Raw genomic sequence first — 24,394 nt, 5'->3', positions numbered from 1 at the left:
GCTTCAACCACACTTTTCAGGAAGCGGAACATACCATACTTAATTTTTGTCCGAACACGAACTGACTTCCCAACAAAAACTCAAGGATTCTCCCGGAAGAACCGGCGACTCCTAGAGGATCAGGAAGAGCCGTTGCGAAGGACGGCTTTTGCGAGTGAAGCGCAGCGAGAAGGAGCACATCTTTGCACTTGACAGGCGTAATCGCCAACGCACTTCTGGCGAGTCCGCCGCGTCCCCTCAGGAAAGCGTCCGGTTCTGTAGGGAGAATCCTAGCACGTACACTATTTTTCTTCACCGCACGGGAGAAGTCACTTCCGCCACCCTAACTTCTGGCCGAACACCAACTGACTTGCTAGTGAAACTTTCTTTTCAGTAACTCGTCTAGTAGTGGGTATGGTATGATGTAGAGTACGAGGTGGTCACATTGGCGATTCGTTATCCTAACGGCAAAAAATACAATCCTTCCGTACCTGCCACGACGAAAAAGTCCTATGATTTTTCATTCAGCAACCGCGGGAAGTCTTTGGAAGACGAACTTAACGATACAAACGAATACTATTTAGCTCATGGGCTAGCTGTCATCCATAAAAAGCCTGTGCCCGTTCAAATTGTCAATGTACGGTATCCGGCAAGAAGTGCTGCAGTTATTACAGAAGCTTACTTTCGAACACCTTCTACTACCGACTATAACGGTGTTTGGAAAGGGTATTATGTAGACTTTGAAGCGAAAGAGACGAAAAACAAAACTTCATTGCCATTGCAAAATATTCATTTGCATCAAGTGCAACATATGAAGCAAGTACATGACCAATCAGGACTTGCTTTTTTTATCGTCCATTTCAGTTTACTCGATCGGTACTTTTTATTACCTTTCGATGCATTTATTCCGTTATGGAAACGTATGGAAGATGGAGGGAGAAAGTCTATTACACTAGCTGAAATTGAAGACCGATCCATTGAGATTATGACAGGGTTTCAACCGCGGTTAGATTATTTACAGGCAGTCGAGCAATGGGTTCAACAGAATAATGCAAACAGTGAAAGGCAGGAACGTAAATGAGTGATCATATAAACTCAAGAACCGCAAGAAGACAACAAAAAGGCACAATACAAAAAAAACCTAATAGGAAAATGCCACAAGGTTTATTCAAGAAAATCTTGATGGCTATTGTACTATTTGGTTTGGCAGTGTTAATAGGCGGTGCGTCATTATTTGCGTATTATGCGAGTACGGCGCCTGATTTAGATGAAGAATTGTTAAAAGATCCATTGACTTCTAACTTTTTAACGAAAGATGGAGAGGTGTTTTTGAAGTTCGGAACAGAAAAAAGAGAGTTTGTTCCTTATGATGAAATACCCGAACAGATGAAGAATGCTATTTTAGCTACAGAAGACATTCGGTTCTTTAAGCATGGCGGAGTGGATTTCTACCGTCTGGGCGGCGCGGTATTAGCTAACTTCCGCAGTGGATTCGGCTCTCAGGGAGCTTCGACGCTGACACAGCAAGTAATCAAAAACTCGTTCTTAAAAGACGAAAAGACGTTGAAGCGTAAAGCGCAAGAAGCGTGGCTTGCCCATAAACTCGAAAAAGAATATACAAAAGAAGAAATTTTTGAAATGTATTTCAATAAAGTTCTAATGTCGGGCAATCGATACGGCTTCGGCACAGGGGCAAGTTACTTCTTTGGTAAAAAGCTCAATGAACTGGAACTTCCTGAGATGGCCATGTTAGCAGGTATGCCACAATATCCGAATGGCTACAATCCGTTTAAATATCCGGAGCGCGCAGAAAAACGCAGAAATATTGTCTTAACCTTAATGAATCGTCATGGGAAAATTTCTACTGAAGAGATGGAAGCAGCGAAAAAAGTACCTGTTACCTCCACTTTATTGGCAGAAGATGAACGAGAAACATTCAGTAAGTACCCCGCGTATGTGGATGCTGTGTTAGATGAATTGGAAGAAGCAGGATATTCCGATCTGCTAGCGGAAGGAGTCACTGTACAAACAGCACTCGATCCAAAAGCACAGGAAGCAGTAGAACAGGCGATTAATGATCCGAGCTATTATGAATCAGAAGATATGCAGGCAGGTATGACAGTGCTGGATACGAAAAAAGGAACAATTGTCGCACTTGGCGGAGGTCGAAACTATTCGGGACGGAACTTAAACTTCGCAGAACAAAAACGACAGCCAGGATCAGTGATTAAGCCTATTCTCGCTTATGGTCCGGCGATTGAATACCTCGACTGGTCTACAGGACAAAAAGTAGTAGATGAACCGTACAAATATAAAGGAATGGATAAGTCAATCAATAACGCAGACGGCAGATTCCTAGGAACGTTAACGATGCGTCAAGCGTTGTATTACTCCAGAAACGTTCCTGCAGTCAAAACGTTTGAAAAAGTAGGCGGCAAAGATGCAAAAGCTTTCGCTTCCAAACTTGGATTATCTTACGATGAAATTAGCGCTGGAAATGCGTTAGGTGGCGGAAAAGCCCAGTTTTCTACTGTTGAAATGGCTGGTGCTTATGCGGCATTTGGTAATGGCGGAATTTATACGAAACCGCACGCTGTGACAAAAATCACATTGCGCGACGGAAAAACAGTGAAAAATCTGCGTCCCGATCCTGTCACAGCGATGAAAGACTCTACAGCGTACATGATTACAGATGTATTACGTGAAGTATTGACATCTTACGGTACAGCGGAAAAAGCGGCGATTAGTGGTATGGATGTTGCCGGCAAAACTGGTACAACGAACTATTCTGCTGATACGATGCGTGAAAAAAATATGAAGAGTCACTATGTACCCGATACGTGGTTCACGGGCTATACGACAGAGTATACGATCTCTACATGGGGTGGATATGCTGATTACAAGACACCTATTACAACATACGATTACGGACGACATGTACCGCAAAATTTATTTAAAGCAGTGATGACGTCTATTGCGAGTGAGCCAGGCGAATTCGTCCAACCGGATTCAGTGGAGGAAGCGGCTATCGTAAAAGGTAGTGATCCAATTGTTTTGGCTAGTTCATTTACATCTAGCAGTATCGTCAGCAATGAGCTATTTGTCAGAGGTACACTACCAGCAAAACAAGCGATACCAGAGAAAGTCTCTATTCCTAGTCCGAGTAAGTTATCAGCGCAATTCGATGCGAACTCCAATTCAGTAGTATTAAACTGGAACTATAAAGCGTCAAAAAAATACAATAGTTTAGGAAGTCCTTCGTTCAATGTAAGTGTGTCGATTGACGGAGGTGCTTATCAAAGCATTACAAGCACATATGATCAACAAGCCGTTTTCTCCGGTACTGAATACGGCAAAACGTATACATTCTCAGTTACTGCTACGATGGGCGGGTATACAAGCGGCTCCGCGACAGCGACTTTATCGTTGGCAGGATCTAGTTCACCCGAAATTGATGATCCATCTGTAGAAGAACCAGACATCGATCCGGAAGAGCCGATAGAACAACCAGACCAACCGGATGACACTGACGATGAGAATGATTCTGGACAAAACGACTCAGATAATGATGGGCAAGATCCTTCCACTAACCAAGGACAGGACGGTCAAAACAACCAAGACAATCAAGGAAACCAAAATAATCAAGGGAATTCAGGGAATTCAAACAATCAGGGCAATCAAGGGCAAGGCAATCAAGGAAACCAAGGACAAAACCAAAACACACCTTCTTCCGATGCGCCACCTGAAGAAAACAATTAAAAAACAGGCTATCCAGAAAGTCAGTGGCAACTGATTTTCTGAGATAGCCTGTTTTTTGAATATGCACTCTCTATGAACAAACAAAGAAGCTACTTGTTTTCATAAGAAAAGAGCCATCACAAAAAGCAGACATTCCTAACTTTCGAGACAGCTCCGTTCCATATGGAAGACTACTCATTGTTGCACGCGTAAACGAGCAGCTTTCTTTTTCACTTCGTCATACAACATCGTTAATTGAATTAATGAATAATGGCTCGTATGTTGCTGTTGAATGAACTCGATACGCTCCTCATAATTATTGGGAGCTAGCGTGAAATGTTTCTTTCCTGTATAGGAATTCTCTACGAGTCCGCTACTTTCGATTAACGATTTCAATTGATCGATCGCCGGCTGTAATAAGTCCATCCGTTTTTCTTCACGCTCTCTGTATACTCTTTCCAACTCCGGCTTTTGCTGTTCCCATTGTATAAGAGTATGCTGTACACAATTCTTTAATTTATCAGCTTTCATTTTGCTTTCATCCTTTTCTTACCTTCTCGACACAAATGCAAGAGTGGACATTCAGGACAATTTGGATTTTGAGCTTTGCAGTGATAGCGACCAAAGAAAATGACTTGATGATGAGTTTGCGTCCATTTCTCCATTGGCGTCCAACGCATAATTTTTTCTTCTACGTCAATCGGTCGATCTTTCCAGCGATTCATGCCTAAACGCTTTGCGACACGCTCTACATGCGTATCTACAGCTAAGGCAGGTACACCGAATGCGTTAGAGACGACAACATTTGCCGTTTTTCTTCCGACTCCAGGCAACGTCATCATCGTATCACGGCTTGCAGGAACTTCCCCTCCATGATCTTCAATTAATTGCTCACTCAATGCTTGAATATTTTTTGATTTATTGCGGTACAGTCCGATCGAACGAATATCCTGTTGTAGTTCTTCATTCGGCACACCTACATAATCTTCCGGTGTCGTATATTTTTGGAATAAATCAGCAGTAACACGATTCACTAAAACGTCGGTACATTGAGCGGATAAAAGTGTAGCAATGAGTAATTCAAAAGGATTTTTATGCACGAGTTCACAGTGGGCATCGGGAAACATTTCGTCAAACGTTTGCAGACAAAATTGCCATTGCGTTTTTGTTAACATTTTCTATCCTACTCCCGTTCTTATATCGATAGGTAAGTTTTTGAAGTAATCTCCAACTTTTCCCCCGATTCACACCGTACGTGACCCTTTCGGCGTCATACGGCGTTCCATCTTAATTATAAGGTAGTTTAAATTTTAGTTAAATTACATTTCAAACGGTATTGGTTAATTCTTGTGAGTTGTTTAAGGTTTGGTTTAATAAGGTTAAGATATTTGTTAATCGTCTCTTCCTTCGTAGCATGAATTAATGTATGCACAAATTTATGGACGATTAGCAGGTTGTTGAAGGCATCATCACCACCTAGATGTTTAGGTGTTACATGATGGCAATGTACTTCATCAGCCGTTAGAAAAGCTTGTGTGACCTCACATTGACCTTCTTTCATTGAATATCTTGATAACCTATTATCGAAGTATTCAGTGGTACTTGTGGGATCATTTGTCTTTAATAACTTCTGTATTTCAGTACCAACATTTTTCTTTAGGTTTTTATAGATTAAAGCCCTTCCCTCAATTGTGAAGGGTGTAATCTTTTGGTTAAAATTGATTGGAATTGTTGTTTTAAGGTCAGCCATCGGATAAAGGTATACGTCGGCTATTTTCCATGTTTTAAACCTGCCATTGAAAAACTTTTTAAAAGTAGGCGGTGGTTTCGTTGGGACCTCAAATTTCCCAGAGTGTTTTAACCTATTTCTCATACTAATTTGTATATCATAACCAATTCTCGCAAAATCATTGTAAATATGAGAACCAATTTTAAAGTAATTGTGCAGACCTAGAACAAACGAGTTAAATCGCATAGCATTCCTAGCATTCGGTTCTTTGCTAAGTGTTCTGATTAACTCCCTGGCATTCTTCTTGATGCTATCAGCTTTCTTCTTGTTTAACTTAGTAGAAGCCAAGCTTTTGTTCCTTTTAGGAAATGTTCCTATTGAAAACCCTAGAAATTCCGATTTATTCCGCCTAAGATTGATGATTTTTGACTTGTCCTTAGAAATGTCTAATTTTAACCTCTGCTTTAGATATTGCTCCACTGCGTGAAACCATTTCTTAGCAGAATTATAGCTGTTTGTTAAAATTTTAAAATCATCAGCATATCGAATCATATAGCCAATCTTTAGCCTCGTTTTCTTTTGGGCTGCAAAACGGTCTGAGTTACTTTTATACGGATGCTTAGTGTTGAATCCTTCCCATTGATCAGCTACCCAAGTATCGAGGTCATGTAACATCACATTCGATAATAGGGGAGATAAGATACCGCCTTGTGGTGTTCCTTTGGTCGGTATTCCTAAGCCCTTAATTGGTGCTTTCAGCATTTTCGAGATGATTCTTAGTATGATTTTGTCACGGATTCCAATATTCCAAAGTTGTTTAATCAATAACGAGTGATTAACATTATCAAAGAAACCTTTAATATCAATATCCACCGCATAATGCGTTTTGGAGTGGTTGATGATATAGACACATCTTGATATAGCATGATGTGTACTGCGTTGTGGTCTAAATCCATAACTATGTTTAAAGAACTTAGCTTCACAAATCGGTTCAATGACTTGTTTGATCATCTGTTGGATAATCCGATCTGTAAGAGTCGGTATTCCAAGTGGACGTAAATCACCATTAGGTTTTGGAATGAGAACCCTCTTAACGGCTTTGGGCTTGTAATCCTTTAGTGCGTCCCTGATGTAAGAGACAAAATCATTTTTGTTCATTTCTTTAAATTTATCAATGGTATGAGTATCAACACCAGCTGTTTTAGAGCCTTTATTACTTTTTATGGTTCTGTATGCGAGAAGAATATTGTTTTCTGATATGACAAGTTCGTATAACCTATTAAATGTTTTCCCTTCTTTACTACCCGTATATAAGGTATCGAAGGTTTCCTGCAACCCATAGTATTCCCAATATCTTTGATTTGCGTTCAATTGTGGAACACCTCCATCGAAGTGTCTTTCCCACATTCTTACCAGACCTTTTGAACTTCATTTACTAAAATTTAATGACCTTAATCAAGACTAAGGGCTATCCCTCCACCGTTTATTATCGCGGTTTCTTAGGTACTGTGCCCTCACTTTCACAAAGGTTAAGCAATTTCGCTTCTAATGAAACTTATTTGCAATCCCCCAAAGGTAATTGTTTAAATAGGAATCCTTTGCTTACCACGTTCCGATACGATTAGCTATCATATAAATCCTTAGGTGCTTGCTATGAGCCAGTGGGTATTATAATGTCATCGTCCATTATCCCGATTTTCTTAGGCTAGAATCATACTTATCGGTATCCCACGTTACACAATTTGTAACCCTACTTCTTTCGAGAGTAGTCAACTTATTGACCCGTACATTCGCAAGTTCGTCAGTCGTTATTCACATACGACATTCTCACCATAGATTTCTTTTTCAGCCCCCCGGTCTATCCCCAGCCATATTCAAATTAAGAACTTAGGCTGAGTTCAACCGACTTCACCAAGCTTCACACAACAATATTTTACCTAATACTATTGCATGTTGGAGGATTAGGGTAGATGTTTCAACTCAACATGACGGTTTTCATTCCATCTATCATCGTATCAGTTATAACTACATTTGTAGTTCGGACATTTCATGCGTTATGCACTTGTAGTCCAACGTGTCGCACCTAACCAATTATAAAAAGGGACCTGCTTGATCGTTTGTTGTGGTTGCTCTGCCGTAGCAGCGACGATCGGACGAAACGCGCGAGTTTGTTGATCTACATCTCGCATTGTTTTGACATTTTTCTTCTTCCATTCAAATAAAATTCGATCGATGTACCGTAAGCTCATTTTTTGCGCGAGTACTGCTTCTTTTAAAGCTGCGCGAATAATTTCTGGTGAATGACCGTCCTTATCAATCCACATGCCAATCGTTTCGCATTCCATCGGCGATAGGAAGCGTCCGAACTCTTGCTCAAACAGCGAGTACACTTCCCCTTCTGCAAGTTTCGTTTGTTGTTCAGCCGATTGCCGTTTTTGCTTGTCCAGCACATCTAACAAACGATTCCATAAAGGAAGCAATGAAAATTTTTCATGTAATACTTTATGTTCATCGGTACTTTGTTCAATCGTAAATAATCCTTTTCGCATTAAACGTTGCAAGCTGTCCGTAACATGTTTCTCCGGTTGTTGCATTCGGCTCGCAATTTCAGTGGGTGTAGGAAAGTAATTCCCCTGTCCTTGAAACGCGATAATATGCAAAATCAACATAGCGTCTGTATCTGAAATTAGCAGTTGTTTATACTGTTGAAAAAAGAGCTGGGAAATGGAGACATTTCCCTGCTCAATCCAAATGTTTAGCCTTTCTTCTTGCTGCATAATCGAAACTTCCTCTCATCAGCAAATCTTCACTTGCTATTATGTTTACGCTATCCAATGTTCCCTGACAAATTGATCGATCCGTTCGATGCCTTTTTCGAGTTGTTCAATCGATGTCGCATACGATAAGCGAATCGTTGTGTTTGAACCAAAACCAGATCCCGGAATGACTGCTACATTAGCTTCCGTTAGTAGAGCCTTTGCAAAGTCATCTACTGTAGCATAACCTGTCTTTTCCATAGCTTCTCGAACATCCGGCAAAAAGTAAAACGCGCCTTGAGGCTTTAATACATGGAAGCCAGGGATAGCCGCCAATTTAGGGTATGCTTGATTTAAACGTGATTCAAACGCTTGACGCATCATTTCTACTGCATCTTGTGGTCCGTTATACGCTTCTATTGCTGCATACTGTGAAGTAGTCACAGGATTGGAAGTAGAGTGGCTTGCTAAATTCGTCATAGCAGCGACTACTTCAGCGTCCCCTGCAATGTAACCAATTCGCCAGCCTGTCATCGAATGTGATTTGGATACGCCATTAATGATCAATGTACGCTCTTTTGCATCATCCGAAAGCTGTGCGATCGAAACGTGCGTACGGCCTTGATACACGAGTTTTTCATATATTTCATCGGAAATGATCCATATATCTTTTTCGCGGCACACGTCAGCAATTTCTTGCAACTCTTCTTTCGTATAGAGCATGCCTGTCGGGTTTCCAGGTGAATTGATAATGACTGCTTTTGTTTTCTCTGTCACTGCATCCGCGATTTGCTTAGCCGATACTTTGAACTGCTCTTTCGCTGTGCCTTCAATATACACAGGTACACCTTCCGCCAATTTCACTTGCTCTGGATAGCTGACCCAGTAAGGTGCGGGAATGATAACTTCATCTTCTTTATCGAGTATGACTTGGAACAAAGTAAAGAGCACATGTTTTGCTCCAATTCCTACCATTATCTCATTGCGTTCATAGGTTAGTTGCTGATCTCTTTTTAGTTTATCAATTATTGCATCTTTTAGCTCCGGAAGACCGCCCGAAGGAGTGTATTTTGTCTTGCCATCTTTCATCGACTGGTACGCAGCCTGTAAAATATTTTCAGGTGTATTATAGTCCGGCTCTCCTGCTCCAAGTCCTACGATGTCGATGCCGGATGCTTTCATTTCTTTCGCTTTCGCTGTAATCGCTAATGTTGTAGATGGTGATAATGTATTCACCCTAGATGCTAATTGTTTTCTCAACTCGACCGCTCTCCTTTAATCCTAATTCCACATCAAGTTATAAATTCATAATTTGTTTTTGCCACTTTCCATCGGTAAAATCTAGATAAGCGTAATTCAACGTATCATCTTCACTTATGAAACATACTTCCCAGAGCAGTCTATCTTTTTCCATTCCGAGTGATGTGTGAAGAATCTTTTTGACAGGCTTTTCCTTTTTTACGATGGCAGTAGCTTGTTGTTTCGTAATACCTTTTGAAGGTGTTACTGTACGGACAATTTCTGAAGACTTTTCGTCCACTAGTAACGCTTTAAATTTACCTTTTCTGTCTGTGCCATATACCGCAATCAATGAAGAATTGCCGCGGTAGCTCGTCGTATCCTCAACAGTGACAAGTTCCCCTGCATTTAAAACGACTTCAATGGCATGTTCTTGTGATGAAGCGAAAGGTTTATTCGCTTGATACAAAACAAAAATTGTAATCGTGACAAAAAGGGTGAGTAAAAAAACGGATAGAAATTTAATCCAATTAAGCATGAGTCACCCTTCCTATCGAATGAATCGTTTCTTTTTGTCGATTCATTTTTTACCCTACTTTCTTTTAATACATCATTCATTATAGCAATTTTCGATCTCGTTCACCAGCGCTTGTACAGATACTTTTTTGACATCTGATTGTGGCAATGCTTGTAAAAATGATTTGCCGTATGATTTCGTGTCAATTCGGCGATCCAGTATGATAAAGAATCCTTGTTCGTCGGAAGAACGGATCAATCGACCGAATCCTTGTCGGAAACGAAGGATCGCTTCTGGTAATCCCAACTGTGTAAATGCGTTTTTCTGTTCGTTGGAAAGCGCGGCCGATCGTGCTTTGAATAATGGTTCTTCAGGAGAAGTAAACGGTAAACGGACGATTACGACAGCCGATAGTTGTTCACTCGGCACATCGACTCCTTCCCAAAAACTCGTCGTGCCGAATAAAATTGCCTTTTCTTGTTGCTTGAATGTTTTCAATAATTTATGGCGACTACCCGAGCTGACCCCTTGTGCAATAAGCACGAAATCATCTTCCAATGAACCACTGTCCAGAATAGATTCATGTGTTTTCTTTAACATGTCATGCGAAAGGAATAACGCAAATACACGACCGTCAATCGCAACCGCTGTTTGAATCAACGCATCTGCCACCGCTTCAATATACTCTTCATTGGACACTTGTTGGATATCGGGCATATCTTCTACAATAAACGTATGAGCGCCAGCGTAAAAATTAGCAGGTGCATCGAATGTGTACAACGGAATATCGTCAGACACACCCAGTTGCTGCAATACAAAACGTCTGTCTTGCCCCGCTGTCAATGTACCCGACGTCCAGACAATACCCGTCTCTCCTGCCAATGGCTGAACGAATGATTGGACAACAGTCCCACTGTAGATCGGACTTTTCTTAATGCGCAAACTTCCGGGTAAGCTTCGACTATCTTTTTCCATCCACATCGTCGTGCCTGGCTGCTGTTCATCTAAAAACAGCTCCACCCATTCGCCGGCTTTGATTTTCATCTCATGAAGCCAGTACTGCCATTCATTGCTTGTCGCTTGCTCCAATAATGTTAACTCACTAGCAATCGATCGGATCGGTGCACTATAGTTCTCAGCGATAGACATATAATCATTCATTTTTTTTAGAACTTTTCTAAAACATGGATGCGCACGTAATGAATCATCAAAAATTTCCACCGAACGAGTACTATGCCGCATATGTGGCTTGCTGTTTGCCAGCATCATCATACATTCATCAAATGCCGCCATAAACGCTTCGTAAGAATCTAGTAAACGTTCTGTTGAATATTTATAGTTGAAATGGAAACGTGTCAAAATTTCTTGCATATCAAATAGTAATTGCCCATTACTGAACGTATGTAACTGGCCCATGACATACTTCCAATGAGTATAAGAAAATACTTGTTCGTGTATTTGAATAGCTGCCTGATTCATCTGATGAGCCTCATCCACTACTAGTCCGCCAAGCGAATGAAATAACGGTTCATGCCGATCTTTATCATTCATCAACATCGCATGATTCGTTACCAAAATGACGGATTTCTTGCAGCGACTCAAATTTCGCGAATAAAAGTCTGCAATTTTTTCATCTTTTTTCACTTTCATGGAGCGCTTTCGAATTCGATCGATGAATAGCTGACCTCCACCTGACACGTTGATCTCATCCAAGTCACCCGTAGTCGTCTCTGTTAACCAAACGAGCACTTGCATGATGGTCATCGAATCATCGTAGACCTCGTCATTGAATTGTAGTAATTCTTCAAATTTACCTAGTGAAATATAATTCGACATGCCTTTAATCACTGTCAATGGCACAGGTATATTCAGTGCCTTCTCCAGCTTCTCGATTTCTTCTGCCAATGTATCTACAAGATGGTTCGTATACGTGCTGACGACTACAGGTTTAGACGTCTCGTAAGAACGCAAAATGGCAGGGATCAAATAGCCAATCGTCTTCCCTACACCTGTCGGCAGTTCGACGGCAATTTGGCTCTTTTCAGTAAATGCTTCCCAAGCCAAATCCATCAGTTCCGCTTGCCCAGTCCTCAATTCATACGCTGGATTGATTTGTCGTAAAAGATCCTGTTTTTGTATACTCGATGCCGGAAAAGCAAATGGCGCATCCCCTAGAATTACTTCATCACGTTCACTACGAAATGGAATTCCCCGAAACAGTGAGTATCGTGTCTCTGACTCTTTCCCACGGGCACGTTTTAACGCTTCAAATACTAACGAGGAGATATCTGATTTCAACGCAAACGAACGTTCATGCAGACGACTCAGCGTCTCTTTCGGTAATTTCTCTATTTTCTCAAGTGCTTTCAATAAAAATAAAGCAGTTGCTTCCGCATCATCATCGGCTCGGTGTGCTTGCTTCAATGAAATATTTAATGATTCTGCAATATCTTGTAATCGATAGCTAGGTAAGGAGGGATAGACTATTTTTGCCAGTTCTACTGTATCTACTTTTTTACCATGCCAAGCGGACACACCACAACGTGCTAATTCTTTTTGTAAAAATGAAAGATCAAAATCTGTATTATGCGCAACAAAAATATTGCCCGCAAGCAAATCCGTCACTTCCTGAGCAATTGCTTCAAACGGGGGAGCATCCGCCACATCATCATCGCCAATCGACGTCAACTGATGAATAAACGGCGGTATAGAACGCCCTGGATGAACGTAACGCATATATGTATTCGTTATTTGGTTGTTTTCAATGAAAACAATTGCGATTTGAATGATCCGATCGCCTTTTAAAGGAGAATGACCCGTCGTTTCCAGATCAACAACTGCATATTTGCTTGTGAACATACCATCATCAACTTCCTATAAGTTTCTATAGCAAATTGTATCATACTTGCTAGCGCTACTCACGTCTTGACATAGTCAAAAACATATGCGATTAAAGGCACAGCGTTAGGAGCACATCCTTACCTTTATAGTTCATTGCAATGACTATTTACTAACCTACTAGCTCATTACTTCCATAAAAAAAGCCATCACAGAAAATCAGACATCGCCGACTTCCTGGACAGCTCCTTAAAAAAGCAACTACTTATCTACTTAATATATCGCCACGCCCGGCTTTTCCGTAATAACTTCTTTGACACGATTATTCTCATCCATAATTAATACATTCGGCGTATGCGTACGAGCTTCTTCATCCGTCATATATACATAAGATAAAATAATAACAATGTCACCTGGTTGAACGAGACGTGCCGCTGCACCGTTAACACAAATTACGCCACTGCCGCGCTCCCCTTCTATAATATACGTCTCAAATCGCGCTCCATTATTATTATTTACAATTTGCACCTTTTCATTCGGCAACATACCTGCCGCGTCAAGCAATGCCGCGTCAATTGTAATACTTCCTACGTAGTTTAAATTAGCCTCGGTTACTGTCGCACGGTGAAGTTTTCCATTCATCATCATTCTAAACATTTTTCTCATCCTTTATACTTGACATAATTATATTATCTATCAATCGTGTCGATGTGAATTTTACGGCAGCCGCAATAATCACTTCTTCTGCCTCACTGAAGTTTTCATCCAGCGAAGGGTAAGCTAATGCTCTCACATAGTCGATTGTGCCGGATGTTTCATTCTCAATAATTTTCGAAACGATTTTTTCCACTTCTTTTAACGAGACACCCTCGTAATAACTTCTTTTCCCCATACCCAACGCACGGTATATAGCCGGTGCTTGCTCGCGTTCTTGTAATTCAAGCCGTACATTACGTGAACTTTTTGCCAATCCATCGTCTTCCCGTACAGTAGGTACTCGAGTAATCGATGTACGTAAATTGAAGTCTCTGACGAAAGTTTCGATAATCGCTAATTGTTGGGCATCTTTCATACCAAAATAAGATTCGTCTGGGTCGATGATATTAAATAACTTCAATAATACTTTCAATACTCCATCAAAATGACCAGGTCTTGAGGCACCGCATAATTGCGAAGCTTGTTTTCCTGGCAGAATACTGATTGAACTCGCTCGCGGATACATTTCTTTCACGGTCGGAACAAATAAGTAATCCACTCCCGCAGCTGATGCCAGTTCAGCGTCTCGCTGTTCATCACGCGGATATGCATCATAGTCTTCTCCTGGACCGAATTGTGCAGGATTTACGAAAATACTCATCACTACGATGTCATGATCTTTTCTCGCTTCTTTTACTAGTTCTAAATGTCCTTCGTGCAGAAAGCCCATTGTTGGAACGAATCCAACAGTACGGCCTTCCCGTTTTCTAGGGTTTAAAATATTTTGCAGCTCCGCTATGGAACGAACTATTTGCATCGTTGCGCTCGAATTCATCGCTTATTCCCTCCGTATAGAGCATCGAGTTCTTCTTCTTTCATCGTAAAGCGATGACTTTCGGCAGGAAATGATCCGTTTTTCACCGCAAGATTATACAGTTTCATTGCTCCTTCTATGTCCTTCCCTACGTCTGCGTAGCTTTCCACAAATTTCGGTAGATTGTGGTTGCCGTAACGTACCATATCATGGAAAACGAGTACTTGACCGTCTGTCTCAGCGCCGGCCCCAATGCCGATTAGAGGGATCGATACCGCTTGTGCTACTTCTTTCGCCAATTGAAATGGAATACACTCCACTACAATCATGAAAGCGCCGGCCGCTTCACATGCTTTCGCGTCTTCGATCAACTGTTTCGCTGCCGTCGCTGTTTTACCTTGCACTTTATATCCACCTGTTACACCAGCAGATTGAGGGAGTAGCCCTAAGTGTGCACATACAGGTATACCTGCTGTCGTTAATAGTTTAATCTTGTCTATTACTTCACCGCCGCCTTCCACTTTCAAGGCGTTTGCTGACGTTTCCTGAAAAAGACGCAGTGCTTGCTGTAATGTGGAATCGACTGACCCGTGGTATGTTCCAAACGGCATGTCCACAATAACAAATGTATCTTTTGCTCCTCTTCTTACAGCTTTCCCGTGGTGAATCATTTCATCTGCTGTGACACTAGCTGTCGATTCATACCCTAAAACGACCATCCCTAACGAATCTCCCACTAAAAGTACATCGACCCCTGCTGTTTCTGCTATTTGTGCAGTCGGATAGTCGTAGGCTGTCAGCATACTGATCTTTTCGCCAGTTGCCTTCATTTTTGAAAAATCTGTTGTTGATTTCACTTTGTATCTTCTCCTTTTACACTCATTTCAGCGGGAGTTATTTAGAACAAAAATAAAACCCAACTGATCCAAAAATGGACAGAAGGGTTGCGTAAGCATTACATCTAGCTTCCTCCGTCCCTGTCTCTACAGATCAAGGCAGAACTATTTTCTATTTCTTTGGCCTTACAGGTGCAGCTCAATACATGATACCGCCCTACGAGTTATACTATAACAAAACAGTACTATTCTGTATAGTTTTAATTCTTCAATTCTATGTCCGCAGAGTAAATTCCACGGATTGTACCGTCATCCAGTTGTAACTCCAACATGCCGTCCTGCGAGATCCCAAGCGCAGTTCCTTCAACAGTTTCATTAACCATAGACGCTTTAATTTTTTTGCCTGTAATCGTCGCATAACTTTCCCACAATATTTTAATCGGCGCGAATCCTTTTTCTACGTAAAGAGCGGTATATTGTTCCAAGTAGTGCATGATCTTCGCCACTAGTTTTGCTCGATCTACTTTTTCCCCTTTTTCAATACGCAATGAAGTCGCAATCGCTTGCAGTTCTTCAGGAAAGTCTGCTGTTTCTTGATTGGCATTGACACCGATCCCTAAAATAATCGCTTTCACACGATCGGGATCCGATTGTAATTCGGTCAAAATACCCGTCACTTTTTTGCCGTTAATTAAAATATCATTCGGCCATTTAATAACGGGCTGAATATCCGTCACGTCTTCAATAGCCCGCACGATCGCAACCGCTGCGACCAATGTCAGTTGCGGTGCTTGTTGAGGCGGTAATTCGGGACGCATAATCAGGCTCATCCATATACCACGTCCAGCATTTGATACCCAAGGTCTGGCCAGCCTTCCTTTACCAGCCGTTTGTTCCTCGGAAATGATTAACGTTCCATCTACTGCTCCATTTTGCGCTTCTTCATGAGCAATCGTTTGTGTTGTTGGAACTGTTTTAAAGTAGTTGATCTGTTGACCGTAGGCGGTCGTTTGTAAATATTCACTAATATTCGCAGCGTTCACTAAATCAGGAGCTTCGATTAGAAAATATCCTTTTTTACGCTGCGAACCGATTTCATATCCTTCCTCTTCCAGCTCTTTAATGTATTTCCAAATAGCTGTGCGCGAGAGTCCGAATTCATCTGCAATATCTTGTCCTGACACAGGCTCACCTTGTGCCGCAAATAACCTCTTTAATAATTCATTTTTCACGGGAGATTTCATACAAAAACCATTCCTTTATCGACTGTGCGTCATTTTCAATTCGTTTACAAACTACAGCTTGCTCAATTTTCTCAATCCATTCACTCGTCCACTTGCCGCCACGCAATCCCGACCACTGCAAAAGATCTGTTCCTGTAAACGAAAGTTCAGAGCGATTTTGAATAGGCAAACGCTCTTTCCATTGAATGATTTGTTCCTTAGTCATCACGGGTTCGTCTTTGACTTGTGCGTGTCGAATCTTTTCCACTACTTGAAGAACATCTGACGAAAAATAGTATATATCCAACGTGTCAAACGACCGGCTATTTCTTATGCGTAGTGCATCTTCACATTGTTTCAAGAAACGCTTCTCTTCATTGGATAATTTAAAACGATTTGCAAGTTCTGCCGCTGTGCACTCACTTTCAGTCAGCATTGCCGCCCAACCGTGTTGCGCATGAACGAATGGCATATATTTATCCAAGTGTTCAAAAGATGAAAATAGTTCAGGGAGGACAGTGTGCAAACCTATCGACCGACTATAGTGAAATGCTTTTAATGGATTAATACCTTGAAAGAGTTTATCAATCTCTACTTTTATTCGCTCAATTGCGACATGTTGCAATTGATGAACGAGCTGTTTCATTACTGCTAACGTGTCATATGCAATGTCGAAATTTAAAACAGACGCAAAACGTACTGCCCGCATGATTCGTAACGGATCTTCAGAGAATCTATCGACAGGATCACCAACTGTACGAATAAGACATTCATGCAAATCTGCTTGGCCATTAAAACAATCGACCAACTCACCATCCAGCCTCATAGCGAGTGCATTGATCGTAAAGTCTCTATGCTGTAAATCTTCTACTAATGAGACAGGACGTTTGTCATTTGCCTGCTGACTATCCGCGCTTGTGCGAAACGTCGTCACTTCCACTGGTTCTGGTGCGAGTACTACGATGGTGCCGTGTGCAATACCAATATCCACTGTACGTCGGAACACGTTCTTCACTTGCTGTGGTGTCGCAGACGTAGCGATATCCATATCAGACGGATCTTTGCCAAGTAAGAAATCACGCACGGCTCCGCCAACAAATACTGTTTCAAAACCGGCAGCCTGTAATGTTGAGATTACATGACGGCCCGCTACCGTCCCAAATGGAGTACTCATCGTCTCATCGCCGCCACTTCATAGTATAGTGCTTCGTATTGTAAAACAATTTGATCAGAACTGAAATCATGTATCACGGTTTCTATCGCATGCTTTTTCATCTTTCCATGTAGCTCGGAGTCTGTTAATAGCTGTGTCACACGATCCGCCACCGCCTGGACATCACCTAAAGCGACTAAAAAGCCATTGCGTCCATCGTCTACTACTTCCGGAATTCCTCCAATGGCGGTTGCAACAGCAGGGACACCACAGGCAAATGCTTCCAATAGCACTAAGCCGAATGCTTCTTTTTCCGATAATAGCAGCATGACATCACTACTGGACAACAAAGCGGGTAAATCATCCCGTTTGCCAGTAAATAAAATATCATCCTGCAACCCTTGTTCGTTAACGAATTCTTGCAAGTCGAATAGTTCTGGGCCTTCCCCTACAAGAAGTAATTTCGCTTTCAATCGCTTATCAACTCGGCGGAAACTTTCGATAATATCTGGAATCCGTTTCACTTTGCGGAAATTAGAAATATGAATAATTACGCGTTCATCAGGCATTATGCCAAGCTCTTCACGTATATGTGTTGCTTCATGCGGATAATATTTTTCTTCATCAATGAAGTTATAGATTGTCTCAATCGGGGTGATCGGATTCAATAATTCAATCGTCTCATTGCGCAACGAACGAGAAACCGCTGTCACACGGTCTGATTTGTTAATCCCGTAGGACAATGTGTTTTTCAATGCCGGATCATGTCCTAAAATGGTCACATCTGTACCGTGCAATGTTGTAATAATTCCTATAGATGAATTCGCCATATCTTTTGCCAGCACAGCAGAAATAGCGTGTGGCACGGCATAATGGACGTGCAATACATCTAGTGATTCCGATTCGATGACTTGCGCGATTCGGTTAGCTAATGCGATATCGTAAGGGGGATATTTAAACACGGCATACCCTTCAATCGTCACTTCATGAAACTGTATATTCGGATGGGCATCCAAAAAGCGAAACGGTTTACTTGAAGTAATATAATGCATCTCGTGACCTCTATCTGCCATTTTCAAGCCAAGTTCTGTCGCTACAACACCTGAACCGCCTAAGGAAGGATAGCAAATCACACCTACTTTTAATTTTCTTTGTTGCATACGTCTGACCGCCTCACTGATGGTGTTTAATTAATAATTTTTTCTAATCCATAGACGAACTTATTGGAGGAGACCGCTTCACGAATGGCCAATAAAATCCCTTGCATAAATGACTTCCGGTCGAATGAATCATGACGAAGGGTCAATAACTCTCCTTCACCGCCGAGCAGTACTTCCTGATGAGCTAGTAATCCTGGTAAACGAATACTATGGATTTTCATTCCTTCAACATCCGCCCCTCTAGCGCCTTTTAACTTCTCTTGTTCTTCCGGGTGACCTTGAATATGAGCAGCACGAACTTCACGGATCATTTCTGCCGTTTTCACAGCTGTTCCAGACGGTGCATCTAATTTCCGGTCATGGTGCATTTCCAAAATCTCAATATCCCCTAAATACCGGGCAGCTTGTTGCGCAAATTTCATCATCAAGACAGCGCCAATAGAAAAGTTCGGTGCAATAATACAGCTCTTTTGTTGTTCATTTGCCAAACTTTCTAAATCGGCTAACATCTCTGATGATAACCCTGATGTTCCAATTACCACATGCATACCAAGACCTAACGCTTCACTCGCATTCGTAAAGACTGCATCAGGATCGGTCACGTCCAGTAAAACTTCCGCCTGATGTGCAGCCTGCAGTGCGGCAAGAGAGGTATAGATTGGAATTCCTTCTGAATCATTTACTGTTTCATTATGTAAAAACTGTCCGTCATGTTTGTAATCCAGGGCAGCGACTACTTCCATATCTGCCGCTTCATATGCTGCGAGGACTGCCGTGCCCCCCATTCTACCGCGCGCGCCCGCAATTGCTACTTTAATCGTCATTGTGTTTCCTCCTTTTTAGTCCAGCGATCTTTATCTCTCGTATTAAACTTTTCCATCACCGTGTCAAGTGCTTCTGCTAAGTCGATATTTTGTGAGTTCGCGAAGCAAATTAATACAAATAAAAGATCCCCTGTTTCTTCTTCAAGTGATCGTACCACTTCGGTTGATTTTTTCTTTTTCATGCCGTACCGGTCTTGAACTTCTCTTGAAAGCTCACCAAGTTCTTCTGTAAGCCGCGCAAGCAGTTCCATCGGTGGGAAATACCCTTCCTTGAATCCTGTTATGTATGTGTCAACTTGTTGCTGTAATTGTTCCATCGTTTTTGGTGCTTCCATCCAATCATCAACTCCCCTTTCTATCGTATGCATTCTACTGCCTATTGTCAAAATATAATATTTAGGACATACTAATTATGCAGTGCTATTTGTACATTAGTTTACACATCTAGATATTACGTAAGTAGGGAGTGTTGTATTTGTTTGAAGGTATTAGAATTCGCAATATTTTATTAATCATTCTCGGTGCTGCTATTTTTAGTTTTGGATTAGTGAACTTTACTATCCAGCATGAATTAGCAGAAGGTGGTTTTACAGGAATTACACTAATTTTATTATTTGCATTCAATTGGGATCCTGCATTGATGAACTTAATATTGAATATCCCTATGTTCTTTTTAGGATGGAAAATGCTTGGCAGAAGATCATTTATTTATACTGTCATCGGTACAGTCGCTGTTTCTGTGTTTATTAAGATTTTCATGAAGTATCAAGTTCAAATACATATGGAAGGTGATTTGTTTTTAGTCGCTTTATTTGCTGGGGTCTTTATCGGTGTAGGGCTCGGTATTATTTTCAGAAGTGGCGGAACGACTGGCGGCTCTGATATTATCGCAAGACTAGTGAATAAAAAATTTGGAATAACAATGGGTAAGACGATGTTCGTATTTGACGCTGCAATCATTCTGCTCTCATGGGCGGTCTATTTAGATTATCGTTCCATGATGTATACGTTAGTCGCTTTATTCGTCGGAGCGCGCGTTATAGATTTCGTACAAGATGGAGCTTATTCTGCAAGAGGTGCCTTTATCGTCACGAATCACCCTGACGAATTGGCTGTACAAATCGCAGATAAGATGGGACGAGGAGTGACAGTATTTAAAGGCTATGGTCATTATTCAAAAGAACATCGTGAAATTTTGTATTGTGTCGTTAGTAAAAATGAAATGATGCGTTTAAAAAACTTGATCACTACAGTCGACCCTTCCGCATTTGTATCATTAATGGAAGTCCATGACGTCATGGGGGAAGGATTCACTTTAGATGAACAAAAAAGACCTTTGGCCGATTGATGGCATTTGTATGACCACAAAACAACTACGTAAAAAATCCGTCTGCGACTAAAGCAGACGGATTTCTTTATAGGAGTTAGTCGCGATTTGTGAAGATTAACACTAAACGTACGAGTTCCAATACAGCTACTGCTGTAGCAGCGACATATGTCATCGCAGCTGCGCTCAGTACTTTTTTCGCTTGTGGCTCTTCATCATTTCGGATAATTCCGAGCTGTACGATTTGATCCATCGCACGGGATGATGCATTGAACTCTACCGGCAATGTAACGACTTGGAATAATACACCGACAGCCATTAGCAAGATACCAATTCCAAGCAATGAATTCATGCTTGAAAAGATCAGACCGATCATGATGAATACCCAAGACGCATTGGAAGTCAAGCTCGCTACAGGTGCTAATCTGTGGCGGAAACGAAGGAAGGAATATGCTTCCTTATCTTGAATTGCGTGACCTACTTCGTGTGCAGCAACAGCAGTACCGGCTACAGATGCATCATGGTAGTTGCTGGTAGATAAAGCAACTACTTTCGTCATCGGATTGTAGTGATCCGTTAAAAATCCTTGTTGCTCTACTACTTTTACGTCATGTAAACCATTTTGATCCAAAATTAGTCGAGCTACTTGTGCGCCCGTCATTCCGGAAGTTGAACGTATTTTCGAATATTTCTTATATGTGCTTTTTACTTTAAATTGCGCATAGATAGGAAGCAATATAATGAAACCAAAGTAAATCCAGAACACGTTGATCTCTCCCCTTTCTCTCTTTATCAATTTTATAATGTTTGATTGCTAACTGCAACTTTTAACTACAGTTTCAACTGTTGCTCTGATTGCCTAGCTTTGACACTCCAAATCGCAAGAACTATACAAACGATCGATAACCAAAATGTAAAGTATCCGATTTGAGGGCTGTATTTTGTTAAGTCGTGGTAGATCGGCATTTGACCGAATACATAGTCGATGACATCATTATGCAACGTCCAAATCGCCGCAATCGCTACATGCCAGCCGGTGAATCGATAGTTCTTCAAGTAGAGAACACCTTGAACAGCCATCGCAAAGTGTGAACCGATCAACATCCAACCTTCTCCACCAATCGAACCTGTTTCCATCAACGTCAGCAAGTTCATCACTACTGCCCATAAGCCGTACTTTACTAACGTAATCAACGCAAGTGCTTCCATTAGCTTGAAATTCCGATTAAGTAACCAGCCAATAATGGCGATCGAGAAAAACAAAGTAGCTGTTGGACTGTCCGGTACAAAAATCCAAAACTTCGGCTCCGTAATTTCAAGTTGCCACATATACCAATCATATCCGTAGACCGAACCGATTATGTTGATGAAGAGCAGAAGCCATAAAAATGACTTGTGGGAAAGCACTAGCCATAACTGTGACCATAATACACGCAAAAGCACAAACCTCCCTCTGTTGGTCTATATGTATAGGACGAATAGAAAGAAAAAAAGAGCCAGTTTCCTGACTCTTTTTTCTTACTTCGTATTTAAGCCTTCAATGAACTCAGCTAGTACTTGAAGATCTTCATCTGAACCATCCCATGTACCCGGAGGCATAGATCCACGACCTTCATGAGCGATTTCAATGATTTCATCCGCAGTCATTCCTGTATTGGTCAATGGCAATCCAAGTCCACCTTGGAATGAATCACCGTGACAGCCTATACAAGAAGAACCTTGATAGATCTCATAGCCTTCTGCTGTTTCATCAAACTCTACTTCCCCAACGATTGCACCTTGAACTTTTGCTGCTTCCCAGTCGTGGTTGACAACAGATTCCCAAGTTAAGTAGAAAATCGCTAAGAATGAAAGAATCATAAAGCCTGTTGGCAATGGACGCTTAAGTGGGCGTCTTTCTTTCGTTGTATCCATGAAAGGAACTAGCATTAATGCCATAACTGCCAATCCTGGAATGACGATCGCACCGATCACGTTATATGGACCGGAAGCGAATTCATATTTCAATAACTGATACATGAATAGGAAATACCAGTCTGGAACCGGTATATACATTGTATCCGTCGGGTCCGCTTGACGCTCAAGCGGGGACGGGTGTGCAAGTGTAACGATTAGATAACCGATTAGGAAAATCGATCCAACCATCCACTCTTTCAATAGAAAGTTTGGCCAGAATGCTTCGGTTTTACCCGGATATTCTGAGTAATCTTTAGGTACGTTCGGCATTTTGCCTGAAGCTTTAATGCGCGAATCCCCAACAAATTTCATCCCTTTACCGCGGTGCATGTTATTCCCTCCTTCTTGAATTTCAGATGACCCTAACCAAACAATTGGTTCTTATAGTGGTCCGGAAATACCTTGTCTTCTGATCATGATAAAGTGTGCCGCAAGCAACCCAAGCAAAGCAGCTGGTAGGAAAAATACATGAATCGCGAAGAATCTTGTTAACGTCTGTGCACCTAGAATCGTGGAGTCACCCGCGAGAAGAATTTTAATCTGCTCTCCGATGAAAGGTACTGACGCGGCAATCTCAATCCCAACTTTTGTAGCAAATAGTGCTTTCATATCCCAAGGCAATAGATAGCCCGTGAATCCTAGACCTAGCATAACGACGAAAATCAATACGCCGACGATCCAGTTAAGCTCACGTGGTTTCTTATAAGACCCTGTAAAGAATACACGCAAAGTATGTAGGAACATCATAACTATTACTAGTGAAGCTCCCCAGTGGTGCATCCCTCGCACAAGTTCACCGAATGCAACATCATTTTGAAGGTAGAAAACTGATTTCCAAGCGTTTTCGATATCCGGTGTGTAATACATTGTCAGGAACATACCAGACAAAATTTGAATCACCGTTACGAAGAACGTTAAACCTCCGAAACAATAGATGAATGCAGAAAAATGATGTGCAGGGTTTACGTGCTCAGGTACTTCATGGTCAGCGATATCTCGCCAAATTGGAGTGATATCTAACCGTTCATCCACCCAATCATAAATTTTATTTAACACTGCGGTCGTACCCCCTTACCCTTTAGACTAATGTGTTCGGTATTGTTCCACCAAGATAGACAAATCCGTCAATGACTTCCACTTCATATTCATCAAGTGGTCCAAGTGGCGGTGTTCCTGGTATGTTATCACCATTTTTTTTGTAACGTCCTGCGTGACATGGGCAGAAAAATTCGTTTTTATGCTCGTCCCCTTCCCAGTTCACTGTACACCCTAAGTGTTTACAGACTGGAGAAAGTGCTATGACCTTGTCGCCTTCTTTGTAGACCCACGCTGTGTTAGATTCATCAGATGTGTACCATGCGTCTTGGCGATCTTTGATTGTATAGTCTACGCGAACAGGAGTCTCTGTTAATTCATCAGCTTTTTGTGGTGTTGGAATCATATCCGAACCACCAGTACTTGCTAATACAGGATCAATCGCGAAACGAATCATTGGCATCAGCATAGCAGAGGCCATGAACCCACCAGTTCCCATTAGTGTATAGCTTAGGAACGTGCGTCTAGACACTTTATTGCTCATCAGTAATTTCCCTCCTCTTACTCCAAAGTC

Annotated in this window: 23 protein-coding genes; 3 read left to right on the top strand and 20 right to left on the bottom strand. The window is 41.5% G+C overall.

What is annotated here, in order from left to right:
* Nucleotides 1-424 precede the first annotated feature (424 nt).
* Nucleotides 425-1,060 (top strand): Holliday junction resolvase RecU, encoded by a 636-nt coding sequence (gene recU, locus DV702_RS03620; RefSeq protein WP_114923513.1) that lies wholly within the window; start codon nt 425-427, stop codon nt 1,058-1,060.
* Complete coding sequence (locus tag DV702_RS03615; RefSeq protein ID WP_114923512.1) at nt 1,057-3,738, top strand: transglycosylase domain-containing protein; 2,682 nt, start codon at nt 1,057-1,059, stop codon at nt 3,736-3,738. The genes recU and DV702_RS03615 overlap by 4 nt, the downstream gene beginning before the upstream one ends.
* Before the next feature lie 174 nt (nt 3,739-3,912).
* On the opposite strand, the gene DV702_RS03610 is transcribed toward DV702_RS03615, so the two are convergent.
* The 15 genes from DV702_RS03610 to DV702_RS03540 form a co-directional block, all read right to left on the bottom strand.
* Nucleotides 3,913-4,248 carry a YpoC family protein gene (locus tag DV702_RS03610; protein WP_114923511.1) on the bottom strand — a complete coding sequence of 112 codons (336 nt, stop codon included), beginning with the start codon at nt 4,246-4,248 and terminating at the stop codon, nt 3,913-3,915.
* Complete coding sequence (nth, locus tag DV702_RS03605) at nt 4,245-4,892, bottom strand: endonuclease III (RefSeq protein ID WP_114923510.1); 648 nt, start codon at nt 4,890-4,892, stop codon at nt 4,245-4,247. The genes DV702_RS03610 and nth overlap by 4 nt, the downstream gene beginning before the upstream one ends.
* A 128-nt stretch (nt 4,893-5,020) precedes the next feature.
* Nucleotides 5,021-6,817: a group II intron reverse transcriptase/maturase gene (gene ltrA, locus DV702_RS03600; protein WP_205407167.1), complete on the bottom strand. Its 1,797-nt coding sequence runs from the start codon at nt 6,815-6,817 to the stop codon at nt 5,021-5,023.
* Nucleotides 6,818-7,500: 683 nt separating this feature from the next.
* Complete coding sequence (locus tag DV702_RS03595) at nt 7,501-8,223, bottom strand: DnaD domain-containing protein (RefSeq protein WP_114923508.1); 723 nt, start codon at nt 8,221-8,223, stop codon at nt 7,501-7,503.
* A gap of 45 nt (nt 8,224-8,268) precedes the next feature.
* Nucleotides 8,269-9,462, bottom strand: coding sequence for a pyridoxal phosphate-dependent aminotransferase (locus tag DV702_RS03590; RefSeq protein WP_114923507.1), 1,194 nt, complete (start codon nt 9,460-9,462; stop codon nt 8,269-8,271).
* 37 nt (nt 9,463-9,499) lie between these two features.
* Nucleotides 9,500-9,979 (bottom strand): cell wall elongation regulator TseB-like domain-containing protein, encoded by a 480-nt coding sequence (locus DV702_RS03585; RefSeq protein ID WP_114923506.1) that lies wholly within the window; start codon nt 9,977-9,979, stop codon nt 9,500-9,502.
* Between the two features lie 72 nt (nt 9,980-10,051).
* Nucleotides 10,052-12,817: an ATP-dependent DNA helicase DinG gene (gene dinG, locus DV702_RS03580; protein ID WP_114923505.1), complete on the bottom strand. Its 2,766-nt coding sequence runs from the start codon at nt 12,815-12,817 to the stop codon at nt 10,052-10,054.
* 252 nt (nt 12,818-13,069) lie between these two features.
* On the bottom strand, nt 13,070-13,453 hold the full coding sequence (gene panD / locus DV702_RS03575) for an aspartate 1-decarboxylase (protein ID WP_114923504.1): 384 nt from the start codon (nt 13,451-13,453) through the stop codon (nt 13,070-13,072).
* Complete coding sequence (gene panC / locus DV702_RS03570) at nt 13,446-14,327, bottom strand: pantoate--beta-alanine ligase (protein WP_371682724.1); 882 nt, start codon at nt 14,325-14,327, stop codon at nt 13,446-13,448. The genes panD and panC overlap by 8 nt, the downstream gene beginning before the upstream one ends.
* Nucleotides 14,324-15,163, bottom strand: a complete 840-nt coding sequence (gene panB / locus DV702_RS03565; RefSeq protein ID WP_114923503.1) for a 3-methyl-2-oxobutanoate hydroxymethyltransferase — start codon at nt 15,161-15,163, stop codon at nt 14,324-14,326. Before panB ends, panC begins: the two co-directional genes overlap by 4 nt.
* Before the next feature lie 239 nt (nt 15,164-15,402).
* A complete protein-coding gene (locus DV702_RS03560) occupies nt 15,403-16,386 on the bottom strand; it encodes a biotin--[acetyl-CoA-carboxylase] ligase (RefSeq protein WP_114923502.1) in 984 nt (327 codons plus the stop codon).
* Nucleotides 16,364-17,539: a CCA tRNA nucleotidyltransferase gene (locus DV702_RS03555; protein WP_114923501.1), complete on the bottom strand. Its 1,176-nt coding sequence runs from the start codon at nt 17,537-17,539 to the stop codon at nt 16,364-16,366. The genes DV702_RS03560 and DV702_RS03555 overlap by 23 nt, the downstream gene beginning before the upstream one ends.
* On the bottom strand, nt 17,536-18,678 hold the full coding sequence (gene bshA / locus DV702_RS03550; protein ID WP_114923500.1) for an N-acetyl-alpha-D-glucosaminyl L-malate synthase BshA: 1,143 nt from the start codon (nt 18,676-18,678) through the stop codon (nt 17,536-17,538). Before bshA ends, DV702_RS03555 begins: the two co-directional genes overlap by 4 nt.
* A 26-nt stretch (nt 18,679-18,704) precedes the next feature.
* Nucleotides 18,705-19,502 carry a 4-hydroxy-tetrahydrodipicolinate reductase gene (gene dapB, locus DV702_RS03545; RefSeq protein ID WP_114923499.1) on the bottom strand — a complete coding sequence of 266 codons (798 nt, stop codon included), beginning with the start codon at nt 19,500-19,502 and terminating at the stop codon, nt 18,705-18,707.
* Entirely contained in the window at nt 19,499-19,837 is a 339-nt protein-coding gene (locus tag DV702_RS03540; RefSeq protein ID WP_114923498.1) for a nucleotide pyrophosphohydrolase, read from the bottom strand. The genes dapB and DV702_RS03540 overlap by 4 nt, the downstream gene beginning before the upstream one ends.
* A 140-nt stretch (nt 19,838-19,977) precedes the next feature.
* Here DV702_RS03540 and DV702_RS03535 point away from each other — a divergent pair, with 140 nt between their 5' ends.
* Complete coding sequence (locus DV702_RS03535) at nt 19,978-20,850, top strand: YitT family protein (protein WP_114923497.1); 873 nt, start codon at nt 19,978-19,980, stop codon at nt 20,848-20,850.
* 76 nt (nt 20,851-20,926) lie between these two features.
* Here DV702_RS03535 and DV702_RS03530 read toward each other — a convergent pair whose 3' ends face one another.
* From DV702_RS03530 to DV702_RS03510, 5 genes are all read right to left on the bottom strand, one after another.
* Nucleotides 20,927-21,601, bottom strand: coding sequence for a zinc metallopeptidase (locus DV702_RS03530; RefSeq protein WP_114925821.1), 675 nt, complete (start codon nt 21,599-21,601; stop codon nt 20,927-20,929).
* A 59-nt stretch (nt 21,602-21,660) separates the two neighbouring features.
* Nucleotides 21,661-22,266 carry a lipoprotein heptaprenylglyceryl N-acetyltransferase LhaT gene (locus tag DV702_RS03525; protein WP_114923496.1) on the bottom strand — a complete coding sequence of 202 codons (606 nt, stop codon included), beginning with the start codon at nt 22,264-22,266 and terminating at the stop codon, nt 21,661-21,663.
* An 81-nt stretch (nt 22,267-22,347) separates the two neighbouring features.
* Nucleotides 22,348-23,115 carry a menaquinol-cytochrome c reductase cytochrome b/c subunit gene (locus DV702_RS03520; protein WP_114923495.1) on the bottom strand — a complete coding sequence of 256 codons (768 nt, stop codon included), beginning with the start codon at nt 23,113-23,115 and terminating at the stop codon, nt 22,348-22,350.
* A 51-nt stretch (nt 23,116-23,166) separates the two neighbouring features.
* A complete protein-coding gene (gene qcrB, locus DV702_RS03515) occupies nt 23,167-23,841 on the bottom strand; it encodes a menaquinol-cytochrome c reductase cytochrome b subunit (RefSeq protein WP_081244540.1) in 675 nt (224 codons plus the stop codon).
* Nucleotides 23,842-23,863: 22 nt separating this feature from the next.
* Complete coding sequence (locus tag DV702_RS03510; protein ID WP_114923494.1) at nt 23,864-24,367, bottom strand: Rieske (2Fe-2S) protein; 504 nt, start codon at nt 24,365-24,367, stop codon at nt 23,864-23,866.
* Nucleotides 24,368-24,394 lie beyond the last annotated feature (27 nt).

It is taken from the genome of Sporosarcina sp. PTS2304, from assembly GCF_003351785.1.
Classification (GTDB): Bacteria; Bacillota; Bacilli; order Bacillales_A; family Planococcaceae; genus Sporosarcina.
The sequence above is the reverse complement of the archived record's forward strand: the minus strand, read 5'-3'. Positions and strand labels throughout refer to the sequence as shown.

Excerpts from the sequence above, each read along its gene's own strand:
- DV702_RS03560 (WP_114923502.1), bottom strand. The coding sequence starts at position 16,386 with ATGAAATCTCCCGTGAAAAATGAATTATTAAAGAGGTTATTTGCGGCA.
- dapB (WP_114923499.1), bottom strand. The coding sequence starts at position 19,502 with ATGACGATTAAAGTAGCAATTGCGGGCGCGCGCGGTAGAATGGGGGGC.
- dinG (WP_114923505.1), bottom strand. The coding sequence starts at position 12,817 with ATGTTCACAAGCAAATATGCAGTTGTTGATCTGGAAACGACGGGTCAT.
- nth (WP_114923510.1), bottom strand. The coding sequence starts at position 4,892 with ATGTTAACAAAAACGCAATGGCAATTTTGTCTGCAAACGTTTGACGAA.
- DV702_RS03520 (WP_114923495.1), bottom strand. The coding sequence starts at position 23,115 with ATGCACCGCGGTAAAGGGATGAAATTTGTTGGGGATTCGCGCATTAAA.
- DV702_RS03595 (WP_114923508.1), bottom strand. The coding sequence starts at position 8,223 with ATGCAGCAAGAAGAAAGGCTAAACATTTGGATTGAGCAGGGAAATGTC.
- bshA (WP_114923500.1), bottom strand. The coding sequence starts at position 18,678 with ATGCAACAAAGAAAATTAAAAGTAGGTGTGATTTGCTATCCTTCCTTA.
- DV702_RS03610 (WP_114923511.1), bottom strand. The coding sequence starts at position 4,248 with ATGAAAGCTGATAAATTAAAGAATTGTGTACAGCATACTCTTATACAA.
- panC (WP_371682724.1), bottom strand. The coding sequence starts at position 14,327 with ATGAATTCGAGCGCAACGATGCAAATAGTTCGTTCCATAGCGGAGCTG.
- DV702_RS03615 (WP_114923512.1), top strand. The coding sequence starts at position 1,057 with ATGAGTGATCATATAAACTCAAGAACCGCAAGAAGACAACAAAAAGGC.
- DV702_RS03540 (WP_114923498.1), bottom strand. The coding sequence starts at position 19,837 with ATGGAAGCACCAAAAACGATGGAACAATTACAGCAACAAGTTGACACA.
- panD (WP_114923504.1), bottom strand. The coding sequence starts at position 13,453 with ATGTTTAGAATGATGATGAATGGAAAACTTCACCGTGCGACAGTAACC.
- DV702_RS03555 (WP_114923501.1), bottom strand. The coding sequence starts at position 17,539 with ATGAGTACTCCATTTGGGACGGTAGCGGGCCGTCATGTAATCTCAACA.
- DV702_RS03585 (WP_114923506.1), bottom strand. The coding sequence starts at position 9,979 with ATGCTTAATTGGATTAAATTTCTATCCGTTTTTTTACTCACCCTTTTT.